Annotated in this window: 17 protein-coding genes; 3 read left to right on the top strand and 14 right to left on the bottom strand. The window is 75.7% G+C overall.

Annotation, left to right across the window (positions count from 1 at the left end; all coding sequences use genetic code 11):
• Window position 1: 1 nt before the first annotated feature.
• The 11 genes from WDV06_RS14970 to WDV06_RS14920 all read right to left on the bottom strand — a co-directional run bounded on the left by WDV06_RS14970 (window position 2) and on the right by WDV06_RS14920 (window position 5,679).
• On the bottom strand, window positions 2-274 hold the full coding sequence (locus tag WDV06_RS14970) for a gas vesicle protein K (protein WP_395510224.1): 273 nt from the start codon (window positions 272-274) through the stop codon (window positions 2-4).
• Window positions 271-456 carry a gas vesicle protein gene (locus tag WDV06_RS14965; RefSeq protein ID WP_395510223.1) on the bottom strand — a complete coding sequence of 62 codons (186 nt, stop codon included), beginning with the start codon at window positions 454-456 and terminating at the stop codon, window positions 271-273. Before WDV06_RS14965 ends, WDV06_RS14970 begins: the two co-directional genes overlap by 4 nt.
• Window positions 453-1,262: a GvpL/GvpF family gas vesicle protein gene (locus tag WDV06_RS14960; protein ID WP_395510222.1), complete on the bottom strand. Its 810-nt coding sequence runs from the start codon at window positions 1,260-1,262 to the stop codon at window positions 453-455. Before WDV06_RS14960 ends, WDV06_RS14965 begins: the two co-directional genes overlap by 4 nt.
• Window positions 1,259-1,579: a gas vesicle protein gene (locus WDV06_RS14955; protein ID WP_395510221.1), complete on the bottom strand. Its 321-nt coding sequence runs from the start codon at window positions 1,577-1,579 to the stop codon at window positions 1,259-1,261. The genes WDV06_RS14960 and WDV06_RS14955 overlap by 4 nt, the downstream gene beginning before the upstream one ends.
• Window positions 1,576-2,358, bottom strand: coding sequence for an SRPBCC family protein (locus tag WDV06_RS14950; RefSeq protein ID WP_395510220.1), 783 nt, complete (start codon window positions 2,356-2,358; stop codon window positions 1,576-1,578). The genes WDV06_RS14955 and WDV06_RS14950 overlap by 4 nt, the downstream gene beginning before the upstream one ends.
• Window positions 2,351-2,866, bottom strand: coding sequence for a DNA primase (locus WDV06_RS14945; protein WP_395510219.1), 516 nt, complete (start codon window positions 2,864-2,866; stop codon window positions 2,351-2,353). Before WDV06_RS14945 ends, WDV06_RS14950 begins: the two co-directional genes overlap by 8 nt.
• The gene (locus tag WDV06_RS14940; RefSeq protein ID WP_395510218.1) at window positions 2,863-3,099 is read right to left on the bottom strand and encodes a gas vesicle protein GvpG; all 237 of its coding nucleotides are present in this window, start codon (window positions 3,097-3,099) and stop codon (window positions 2,863-2,865) included. Before WDV06_RS14940 ends, WDV06_RS14945 begins: the two co-directional genes overlap by 4 nt.
• A gap of 2 nt (window positions 3,100-3,101) precedes the next feature.
• Window positions 3,102-3,821, bottom strand: coding sequence for a GvpL/GvpF family gas vesicle protein (locus WDV06_RS14935; RefSeq protein WP_395510217.1), 720 nt, complete (start codon window positions 3,819-3,821; stop codon window positions 3,102-3,104).
• Window positions 3,818-4,255 (bottom strand): gas vesicle structural protein GvpA, encoded by a 438-nt coding sequence (locus WDV06_RS14930; protein ID WP_395510216.1) that lies wholly within the window; start codon window positions 4,253-4,255, stop codon window positions 3,818-3,820. The genes WDV06_RS14935 and WDV06_RS14930 overlap by 4 nt, the downstream gene beginning before the upstream one ends.
• Before the next feature lie 48 nt (window positions 4,256-4,303).
• Window positions 4,304-4,582, bottom strand: coding sequence for a gas vesicle protein GvpO (gene gvpO, locus WDV06_RS14925; RefSeq protein WP_395510215.1), 279 nt, complete (start codon window positions 4,580-4,582; stop codon window positions 4,304-4,306).
• A gap of 245 nt (window positions 4,583-4,827) precedes the next feature.
• On the bottom strand, window positions 4,828-5,679 hold the full coding sequence (locus WDV06_RS14920; protein WP_395510214.1) for a LysR family transcriptional regulator: 852 nt from the start codon (window positions 5,677-5,679) through the stop codon (window positions 4,828-4,830).
• Window positions 5,680-5,761: 82 nt separating this feature from the next.
• Here WDV06_RS14920 and WDV06_RS14915 point away from each other — a divergent pair, with 82 nt between their 5' ends.
• Complete coding sequence (locus tag WDV06_RS14915) at window positions 5,762-6,295, top strand: cupin domain-containing protein (RefSeq protein WP_395510213.1); 534 nt, start codon at window positions 5,762-5,764, stop codon at window positions 6,293-6,295.
• Between the two features lie 38 nt (window positions 6,296-6,333).
• On the opposite strand, the gene WDV06_RS14910 is transcribed toward WDV06_RS14915, so the two are convergent.
• Window positions 6,334-6,894 carry a TetR/AcrR family transcriptional regulator gene (locus WDV06_RS14910; RefSeq protein WP_395510212.1) on the bottom strand — a complete coding sequence of 187 codons (561 nt, stop codon included), beginning with the start codon at window positions 6,892-6,894 and terminating at the stop codon, window positions 6,334-6,336.
• 113 nt (window positions 6,895-7,007) lie between these two features.
• On the opposite strand from WDV06_RS14910, the gene WDV06_RS14905 reads away from it, so the two are divergent.
• Together WDV06_RS14905 and WDV06_RS14900 are read left to right on the top strand one after the other, a co-directional pair.
• Window positions 7,008-7,145: a hypothetical protein gene (locus WDV06_RS14905; RefSeq protein WP_395510211.1), complete on the top strand. Its 138-nt coding sequence runs from the start codon at window positions 7,008-7,010 to the stop codon at window positions 7,143-7,145.
• Window positions 7,142-7,465 carry a DMT family transporter gene (locus tag WDV06_RS14900; protein WP_395510210.1) on the top strand — a complete coding sequence of 108 codons (324 nt, stop codon included), beginning with the start codon at window positions 7,142-7,144 and terminating at the stop codon, window positions 7,463-7,465. The genes WDV06_RS14905 and WDV06_RS14900 overlap by 4 nt, the downstream gene beginning before the upstream one ends.
• 42 nt (window positions 7,466-7,507) lie before the next feature.
• Here WDV06_RS14900 and WDV06_RS14895 read toward each other — a convergent pair whose 3' ends face one another.
• Both WDV06_RS14895 and WDV06_RS14890 read right to left on the bottom strand, forming a co-directional pair.
• Window positions 7,508-8,587 (bottom strand): hypothetical protein, encoded by a 1,080-nt coding sequence (locus tag WDV06_RS14895; RefSeq protein WP_395510209.1) that lies wholly within the window; start codon window positions 8,585-8,587, stop codon window positions 7,508-7,510.
• A 78-nt stretch (window positions 8,588-8,665) separates the two neighbouring features.
• Window positions 8,666-9,082 (bottom strand): hypothetical protein, encoded by a 417-nt coding sequence (locus WDV06_RS14890; protein ID WP_395510208.1) that lies wholly within the window; start codon window positions 9,080-9,082, stop codon window positions 8,666-8,668.
• Between the last annotated feature and the right edge of the window lie 20 nt (window positions 9,083-9,102).

Below are 9,102 nucleotides of genomic sequence, written 5' to 3'. Positions count from 1 at the left end.
CTCAAAGAAGGGGGCCGAGCGGCCCGAGGTCGATGCCGAGGTCCTCCGGCTCCAGCCCGAAGCGGGTGCGCAGGAGGTCCATCCGGTCCTCCAGGAGCATCAGGGTCCGCCCGAGCCGCTCCTCCTGGTCCTCGTCGAGGTCCCCGGCCTCCACCCGCCGCAGCGCCTGCCGTTCCATGAGCTGCCGCAGCAGCTCGACGACCGTCAGCACCAGGCGGGCCAGGTCGCGTTCCACGGTGTCGGGGTCGAGGTCGACCCGTCGGGGCGCGCTCACCCTTCCCCCTGCTTCCACGGCGAGGGCACGGTGTCGTTGACGGAACTGATGAGGGCCTTGAGGTCGACCCGGACCAGATCGACTCCCGCGATGCCCAGTGTGATGTCCCCGGCCAGGACCACACCGCCGGCCAGGAGCCGGTCCAGGAGGTCCACCAGGGCGATCTCCGCGCCCGCGCTCACCGCCGTCCTCCCGGCTCGTCCCCGAGACGGGTGAAGGAGTAGGGCACCCACGGACCGGTGAGTTCCACGCGCATCCCGCCCCCGAGGTCCCCGGCGGCGGGCACCCCGTCCAGGAACCGTGCCCGCTCGTTCCGGCGGACGAGGTACGCGGCGTTGAGCACGTGGGCGTCGGACGTCCCCGACAGCTGAGGGCGCTGCGCGGGGTGCAGTACCGCTCCGGCCGACCGGGCGGCCAGGCGGTCGTGGACCTCCCGTGCGATTGCGGCCGCCACGGCGATGTGGTCCTGCTGCCGTCGTCGCTCGCCCAGCCGGCGCCGCAGGTAGTCCCGGCCCGGCCGCTCGTCCCCGGACGGTGCGTCCGTGCCGGGCTGCCCGTCGGGGGCCGGAGCACCGGGCCGCGTCGCGGCCGCGTACAGCTTCACTCCCCACTCCTCCGACCCTTCCAGCCGCGCCAGGGCCGCCTGGAGGCGGTCGCGGCCGTCGAGGAGCAGCCCGCGCACCCCGGCTTCGCCGCGGCAGACCGTGGCCAGCCGCAACGGCACCGCCGTACGCGCGTCCCCGGCCGCGGCCACCACCCGGTGGTGCGCCCGGGCGAGCCACGACAGCCAGGCCAGGTCCTCCAGCCGCCGGCGCAGGGCCTCCTCCTCGAACAGCGCCGCGTCCACCGGCTCCACCACCGCCGCCAGCACACCGTCCCCGAGCACCGTGGGCCCCGGCCCGCCCGCCCCCTCCACACCCGTCAGGTCGGGGGCGCCGGCGCGCGCGTCGAGGACCGCGTACACGTACAGCAGCCCGGGTCCGCTCATGCCCGCTCCTGACGCTGTTCCAGCTCCGCGACCCGCCGCCGCAGCTCCTCGTTCTCGCGTCCGAGCTCGCTGCGGCGCGCCGTCGACGAGAGGGCGGGGTCACGCTCCCACCAGTCGATTCCCATCTCCTTGGCCCGCTCCACCGAGGCGACCACGAGACGGAGCCTGATGGTCAGCAGCTCGATGTCGAGGAGGTTGATGCGGATGTCGCCGGCGATGACGACGCCCTTGTCGAGGACCCGCTCCAGGATGTCGGCGAGGTTGGCGCCGGAGCCCTCGTCGTACGGCCGGGGAAGACCCGAAGGGGGCATGGTCATGACGGCCCTCCCGCCCCGCGTCCCGCCGTCCGCCTCCCGCGCGCGTCCGGCTGTTGCCTGTCGCCCGGGCCCCGGTCCGCTCCGGCCGCTCCCCGGGCGGACGGCGCACGGAGGGCGAGGCCGTGGGCGTACGCCGTGAGGGACGAGCGGACGCGCCGCGCCGGCCCGCCCCACCGGCCCCGTCGCTGCGCCGCCCCCGCCGACCGTCCCCGGGGCGGGAACTCGGCGACCAGGAGGACGCGCGTCAGGTCCTCGCCGACCCGGTGGAACGTCGCCACCCCGCGGACGGTGCCCCGGTCGCCCTCACGCACCCAGACGACGCGTACGCCGGGAACCTCCTCGACGACGCGGGCCCCGGCGACGGGGGAGCCCCGGTGGGTCATCCAGTGGTCGTAGGCGTCGGCGGCGCCCGTCCCCACGTCCACGGACCCGAGGACGACGACGGGCGCCCGTCCCGCCGTCCCGGGGCCGCGCGCCCGCAGCCGTCGGCGCAGGGCGGGGCCGGCCCGGCCCGCGACGTACCGGGCCGTGCTCTCCACGGCGGCACGGGCCGGGCCCCGGCCCCCGGCGTACCGGCGGCCCGCGTCACCCGCGACGGCCTCCAGCCCGGGGCTGCGGCCCGACGCGACGGCGTCGAGGGCCGCGGCCAGCCGGCCCAGCCGGCGCCCGGCGCCGGCCAGGAGGCGCTCGGCCTCCGCCAGCAGACAGGCCTCCAGCTCCTCCCTCACCCGCTCGGCGGCCGGGCTCCCGCCGAGCCCGGCCAGGACGGAGTCAGCCATCGCCGCCCCCCGTGCCGGACGCGCCGCCCCGGGCGCCACCGCGCCGCCGGCCGCCGCCCCCGCCGGACCCGGACGGGGCCTTCCGGGCCGGCGCTGCCTTGCCGCCGGCCTCCCGCCGGCGGGGCGGAGGGGCGGGGTCGGAGGGCACGGGGTCGGATGGGCTGTCCGCCCCGCCCGCGGCCCCCGTCAGCGTCGCCAGCCGGTCCCGGACCGTCTCGGTACGGTCGTGGAGGCGGCCGGCGAGGACCTCCAGCTGCCGGTCCACCAGGGAGCCGACCGCGGCGGATCCCACGCCCCGCAGGTCCGCCCGCACCTGCTCGCGGACCTCCTTGAACTGTGGGCGGTCCATGAGCCGGTTGCCGACGACCGAGGCCAGCGCCTCGATGTCGGGCCGCAGCTTCCGGCCCGCCACCAGCGCCCCCACGGTCAGGGCGAGGCGGGCCTTCCTCGTCCGGCCCAGCAGGTAGCCGGCGCCGACCGCCAGCCCCATCACCGTACGGTTGTTCATCGCGGTCGCCTCCCGCTCGCGAGTCGGGCCAGGAGCTCGTCCTCCCGGCGGTCGAACTCCGCCTCCTCCATCTCACCGGCCTCCAGCGCGGCCACCAGCGCGGCCAGTTCGCGCCGGACCGCCGCCGGGTCGTGGTACTGCCGCTCGGCCTGGGCCACCACCTGCTCCAGCACCCACCAGGTGCCGCGCAGGGGAGCGGCGGGCAGCAGCAGGACCTCCCCGAGGAGCCCCACCGTCAGTCCACTTCCGCGAAGCTGTACGCCGGCAGCGGCCCGGTCACCTGCACCCGCAGACGGTCGTACCGCTCGTGGAGGGCGGCCACCGCCTCCAGGAACGCCTCGCGGTGCTCCCGTCCCACCAGGAAGGACAGGTTGGCCAGCCACCCCGTCCCCTCCGGCCCGTGCCGCAGGGCGCAGACGAAGGGCCGCAACGCCTCTTCCACCAGCGCCGCATCGGCCCGCTCCCGCGCCGACACCGCGCCCGCGACCTTCTCGCCGAACGCCAGCTTCTCCTCGTGGGTACCGCCCCCCGCCTCGCGGAGGGCCTGGTGCCGGGCGCGCAGCTGGGCGTCGGCGCCGACCACGGACGCCAGTACCGCCTCCTCGTCGTGGGAGACCTTGACGTTGAACTCGTCCTTGCCCTCCAGTTCCGAGAGCCGCTCCAGATACCGTTCCTGACGCCCCGTGAGGACCGCGCTGACGGTGTCGTCGTCGGGGGAGACGCCGCCGAACCGCAACGGCAGCACCGGACCGCTGCCGCCCGCCTCGATCACCACCCGCTGGTGGGCCAGCAGGTCGCGCCGCTTCGGCCTCAGTTCCGCGGGCGCGTCACTGACCAGCGCCACCAGCTTTCCCCCGCGTACCGCCCGTACGGGAAGAGGCGGCTCCCCGATGCCCGCCAGGGTGTCGGGCAGGTCCTGCCCGGCGCGGGCGATGCCGTAGACGTAGGTGCTCATTCCTTCTCCTCCCGACGGGTGGCGGTGCGCCGGCCGCGGGGCCGGCTCTCGGTCTCCTCGCCCTTCCCGGCCTCGTCCCGGGCCTGGGTGAACGCGTCCGCGAGCGTCTGGGCGGCGCCGCTGAGGGCGCCCTTGGTCTTGCCGCGCGCCCCGGACTCGGTCATCTCGCCCACGAGGTCGGGCAGGCCGGGACTCTTGCGCGGGCCGGCCTCCAGGTCGAGGCGGTTGCACGCCTCGGCGAAGCGCAGGTAGGTGTCCACGCTCGCCACGACCACGCGGACGTCGATCTTGAGGATCTCGATGCCGACCAGGGAGACGCGCACGAAGGCGTCGATCACCAGGCCGCGGTCCAGGACCAGTTCGAGTACGTCGTACAGGCCGCTGGAGCCGCCGCCCGAGGCGGCCTGAGCGGGTTGGGCAGGAACGACGGTCATGATTTCCGGTTTCCCTCTCGTCTCGGGGACGGGGCCGGCCCGGCACGTTCAGCGGCGGTCCGCCCGGCCCCTCTCGTAGCGGCGGGTGCGCCGGTACCCGAGGAGTTCGCCGTCGGCGTCGACCGTGACCTCGTAGGAGGCCAGCAGACTCATCGTGTCCGGCACCCGGGCCAGTTCCACGACCTCGACCGACAGGCGCCAGCCGCCGTCCTGGTCGCGTTCGCAGGAACTGACGGACTCGGCCGGAAGCGCCAGCAGGGCCGACAGCTGTTCCATCGTGGCCGCGATCACCGCGGCGGCTCGGGGACGCGGCCCGGTGCCCGCCATGTCGTCTTCCCTCCGGGGGTGTTGGCCATGACTTCCTCTGCCGCGTATGTCCTGCGGCCCCGCGCCCAAACGGGCGTCGGCGCACCGGACGAGCGGTCAGTCATGGCGGTGCCGGCCGTGGAGCCGGTGCCGCCCGGCTCCGGCCGACCGCGGGTCCCCGGCCCCCCGCCCCCGGCCGGGGCGCCCGGCCGGGGCTGCGTGCCGCAGCCGGTCAGGCCGCCCGGCCCGGCCGCGACCACGGCCCCTCAACTCCGGTACGCCGCCGCGGCGAGCCGGGCGAACGCCGCCACCAGCGGGTTCGCATCGCCCTGCCGCCAGGCCACCACCACCGGGCTCGGGGCCATGTCGGCGAGCGGCACCAGGGCCAGCCCCTCGGGCGGTGCGTGGCCGAGCGGGGCCAGGCCGACGGTCCCGTTCCACCGCACGGCCTGGAGGCACTCCTGCACCGCACGCACGACGGGCCCCTCCCGGGGCTCCCCGCCGTTCCAATAGGCCTGCCAGAGCGGATCGGTGCCCGGCGGGAACCGGAACCAGCGCCGGCCGGCCAGCTCCGCCCGTTCCAGCCGCTCCCTGCCCGCCAGCGGATCGTCCGCCCGCAGGACCGCCCCCACGGGATCGGCGCGCAGCTCACGCACCGTCAGGCCCGCTTCCCCGAACGGCCCGCGCGTCAGGGCGATGTCGACGAGCCCGGCCCGCAGCCCGCACGTCGGGTCCGCCAGACCGGTCTCGCGGACGCGGACCTCGACACCGGGATGGCGCCGCCGGAACGCCGCGGCCAGACGGCGGACCCCGGAGTCGGCCTGGTCGGTCAGCATGCCCACCGTGAGGGTCCCGGCACCGGCCGCGGCGGCCACCCGTACCCGCGCCCGCTCCGCCCGTTCCAACAGCGCGCGCGCCTCGTCCAGCAACACCGCCCCGGCCGGCGTCAGTACGGCACCGGTGGCCGAACGGACGAGCAGGGCGGCCCCGACGTCCGCTTCGAGCCGCCGGATCGCCCGGCTCAACGGCGGCTGGCTCATGTGCAGCCGGACCGCGGCCCGGCCGAAGTGGAGCTCCTCCGCGACGGCGACGAAATAGCGCAGCGTTCTCAACTCCATGAACGGCAACGATACCCAGCCGGTATCGGCGCTCCCCAGACGGTATTGGACGGCCCCCGAGCCCCCGCGCTGCAATCGGGACATGGCACACCACTCACCAGCCGGCCACCCCGGCGCCGACCCCACCGTGTCCGTCGTCCGCCCGGGCGAGGGCGAGACGATCGTCCTGGGCACCACGCGGATGCGCATCCTGGAGGACGGCGCCACCACCGGGCATCGCATCGGCTTCGCGGAGTCCGTCCTCGCCCCGCACACCCCCGGACCGCCCCAGCACCGCCACGCCGAGCACGACGAGGGCTTCTACGTCCTCTCCGGAACCATCCGCTTCACCGTCGGCCACGACAGCCACGACGCCCCCGCCGGCACCCTCGTCGTGGTCCCGCCCGGCGCCCCGCACACCTTCGCCAACGTCACCGACCAGCCGGCCGTCATGCTCAGTACCTTCACGCCCAGCCGGTACGTGCAGTACTTCCGCGACCTCCGGGCCATCCTCGCCGACGGCCGCCCCCTGACCCCGGAGGCGAACGCCGCCGCCATGACCCCCTACGCCACCCGCCCCGCCCCCGACCACCCCGCAGCCCCGCACCGCCGACGTCCCCCTCAACCCCCCGCCTGACACGGGTCTTCGCGGCGCGGCGGGGTCCTGCGGCCCCTTCAGCCGGCCGCCAGTGATCCCGCCAGCCGCCCCAGAGCCGCCTTGATCCGGTCCGGCGCCACGCCCCGCGCGCGCTGCTGGAGGAAGACCTCGGGTGCCAGCGGCGCGAGCAGACCGTCCACCAGGGCCTCCGGGTCCGGGACGTCCGCCTCGCGCAGCAGGACGAGGACGTGGGCGCGCCAGAAGCCGTACGCCCCGATGGTGAACCGCTTCTCGCCGGTCTCGGCGCCCAGCACGAGGGGGCCGTGGGCCTCCAGCAGGTCGACCATGGCGGCGTAGAACGCGGCGAGCCGGTCGAGCGGCGGCGCGCCGGGGCCCAGGGGGGGAGCTCCGCCCAACAGCTCCTCCTGCAGGCGGCGTTCGTGCTCGTCCAGCAGCGCCGCAGCGATGGACGTGACGTCCGGGTAGCGGCGGTAGAGCGTGCCGCGACCGATGCCGGCCGCCCGGGCGATGTCCTCCATCGTGACCGTCCGCGGATCACCGGCGGCGAACAGCTCGGCGGCGGCGGAGAGCACTTTGGCCCGGTTGCGGGCGGCGTCCGCGCGTTCCCTCGTCCCCATGGGGACCCAGTCTACCGGAATAACCGGACGCCCTGTCCGGTTGGGGTCTTCATCCGGTACAACTGGACGGCATGTCCGGTTACAGTTCCGGCCGCTACCGAGGGGATCCCGTCATGACCACGCTGCCGCAATCCGACGCCGGCGCCCGCCGCCTGCCCTTCAGCCGACAGGCCGGCGACACCGCCGCCGCCCGGCGCGCGCCCCGTGCGGCCGCGTCCGAGGCCGCCCGCGCGACGGGGGAGTCCCGGTGAACTGGCTCCTGCTCATCGCCGCCGGCCTGGTGGAGGTCGCCTGGTCGCAGAGCATCAAACCGACGGCCGGGTTCACGCGCCCGCTGCCCACGCTGCTCTGCTTCGCGCTCGCCGCCGTCGCCGTGTACCTGCTGTCCCTGGCGATGAAGGGGCTGCCGGTCGGCACGGCCTACGCCGTCTTCACCGGGATCGGCGCGGCCGGCGCCATCACCCTGGGCGCCGTGGTCCACAAGGACCCGGTGACCCCGGGCCGCCTCCTCGCCCTCGCCCTGATCATCGGCGGCGTGGCACTGTCCCACGCGACCGCCCCGGCCGAGTGAGGGGCCGCGGTGCGGCACCGACGCCGTCGAGCGCCGGGAAGGCTACTCGCCCCGGTTCCCGAAGGCCGGATAGCCCGGCAGCGCGGCAACCTCCCAGGCGCCGGCCACCTCGCGCAACAGCAGCCGCATCGTCCGCGCGAACGCCGGGAACTCCTCCAGCCCGGCCGCCGCCTCCCAGCGATGCCTCAGCACCTGCCGCCTCGTGGGGGTCGGGCGCCGCGTCGGGTGGAGCGGACCGTCCTCCACGACGCGGGGCAGCAGACGCACCGTCGCGTCCACCGTCCAGACCGCCGTGGCCTGACGCATGCCGGCCTGCCACACCTCGTCGTCGGCCAGCGCCGGGTACGCGCCGACGACCTCCGCCCGATAGGCCCCCTCGATCCGCGCGGCCGTCCCCGGCGGCAGGGTGAAGACGCACCAGCAGCTGGAGAACGGCATCCGGCAGTACGCGGCCGTCAGGAACACCGACTGGTAGCAGGCCGCCTCGAAGTCGATCAGCCGCAGCCCCCCAGGGGTGATCAGGCTGTTGTCCGGGCAGGTGTCACCCGGGGTGAAGGCCGGATACTCTTCCCCGCCCGCCGTACCGATCCGGGCCAGCTCCTCCTCAAGGCCCGCCGGAGAGGCGATTGCGGCCCCATCGAGCAACTCCGGCAGGGCGTTCGCGTTCTCCGCGGTCCACGGGTCGTCCTCCCAGGACGGCATGCCCCTGTCGTACCGGGACCACAGCCGTGCGAGGTCCGCGCGGCGGGGTACCGAGGCGGCGGCCAGCGCCCCGAGCCCCCGGGCCCAGGCCAGCAACCCCTTCTCGGCGGCGGCCGGATCGTCCCCGAGCAGGACGTCCGCGAGGGTGGGCGCGTTGCCGAGATCCGCCATCACCAGCAACGGAACCTCGGGGTCCACGCCCAGAACCTCGGGACCGGCCATCCCGAGGGACAGCCCGGCGGCCTCGGCCGTGAAACAGCGCAGCGACTCCGGCTCGTGGCCGAACGCCTTGACGATCACACTGCCGCCGCCGGCCGTCTCACAGCGCAACACGGTGCTGCGCGCGCTGCCTCCCAGGTCGACCGCCCCCGACAGCTCGGTGCCCACCAGTGCGCCGGCGGCCCGCAAGATCGACTCCACGGCGGCATTCTGCCACCGCGGCCACCCCGGCGGGATCCCCGCTCCGCCCACGGGCCGCCCGTGAGCGGGGCCGTGGCGTCAGGAGCCGGTGATGAGGACGAGCGTGCCGTGGAGACGGCGGATCGCCTCTTCGGCGTCCGTGTACTGCTCTGGGGTCGGCCGGACGGCACCGAAGGTGGGGCCGTCGTCGTCGGGGAGGGCGCGCCAGTGCAGCACGGGTGCGAGGGCGGTGACGGCCGCGCCGAGGAACCAGGCGAGGCGTCCGTGGACGCGGGCGAGGGCGATGGCGAGGACGGCGAGCGCCTCCCTCAGGTGTTCCAGCCGGTCGATCGCGGTCAGGGCTTCCTGGGTGTGCGGGGTGCCGATGGTGGTGTGGAGGTCGGCGGCGGCTTGAGCGGCGGTGGCGCGGTCGGCGGGGGAGGGGGCCCAGGCCCGGTCACGGAGCTGCCGCTCGGCTTCCTCGGCCAGGCCTTCGATCAGCGTCCGCATCTCCATGCCGCCACCCTAGTGCGTCC

Origin of the sequence: Streptomyces racemochromogenes (assembly GCF_044129415.1) — a bacterium.
In the GTDB taxonomy this organism is placed as follows: domain Bacteria; phylum Actinomycetota; class Actinomycetes; order Streptomycetales; family Streptomycetaceae; genus Streptomyces; species Streptomyces racemochromogenes_A.
Note: the sequence above shows the minus strand (reverse complement) of the source record. Positions and strands in the feature narration are given on the sequence as shown.

Excerpts from the sequence above, each read along its gene's own strand:
- WDV06_RS14960 (WP_395510222.1), bottom strand. The coding sequence starts at position 1,262 with ATGAGCGGACCCGGGCTGCTGTACGTGTACGCGGTCCTCGACGCGCGC.
- WDV06_RS14955 (WP_395510221.1), bottom strand. The coding sequence starts at position 1,579 with ATGACCATGCCCCCTTCGGGTCTTCCCCGGCCGTACGACGAGGGCTCC.
- WDV06_RS14950 (WP_395510220.1), bottom strand. The coding sequence starts at position 2,358 with ATGGCTGACTCCGTCCTGGCCGGGCTCGGCGGGAGCCCGGCCGCCGAG.
- WDV06_RS14945 (WP_395510219.1), bottom strand. The coding sequence starts at position 2,866 with ATGAACAACCGTACGGTGATGGGGCTGGCGGTCGGCGCCGGCTACCTG.
- WDV06_RS14935 (WP_395510217.1), bottom strand. The coding sequence starts at position 3,821 with ATGAGCACCTACGTCTACGGCATCGCCCGCGCCGGGCAGGACCTGCCC.
- WDV06_RS14930 (WP_395510216.1), bottom strand. The coding sequence starts at position 4,255 with ATGACCGTCGTTCCTGCCCAACCCGCTCAGGCCGCCTCGGGCGGCGGC.
- gvpO (WP_395510215.1), bottom strand. The coding sequence starts at position 4,582 with ATGGCGGGCACCGGGCCGCGTCCCCGAGCCGCCGCGGTGATCGCGGCC.
- WDV06_RS14920 (WP_395510214.1), bottom strand. The coding sequence starts at position 5,679 with ATGGAGTTGAGAACGCTGCGCTATTTCGTCGCCGTCGCGGAGGAGCTC.
- WDV06_RS14915 (WP_395510213.1), top strand. The coding sequence starts at position 5,762 with ATGGCACACCACTCACCAGCCGGCCACCCCGGCGCCGACCCCACCGTG.
- WDV06_RS14910 (WP_395510212.1), bottom strand. The coding sequence starts at position 6,894 with ATGGGGACGAGGGAACGCGCGGACGCCGCCCGCAACCGGGCCAAAGTG.
- WDV06_RS14905 (WP_395510211.1), top strand. The coding sequence starts at position 7,008 with ATGACCACGCTGCCGCAATCCGACGCCGGCGCCCGCCGCCTGCCCTTC.
- WDV06_RS14890 (WP_395510208.1), bottom strand. The coding sequence starts at position 9,082 with ATGGAGATGCGGACGCTGATCGAAGGCCTGGCCGAGGAAGCCGAGCGG.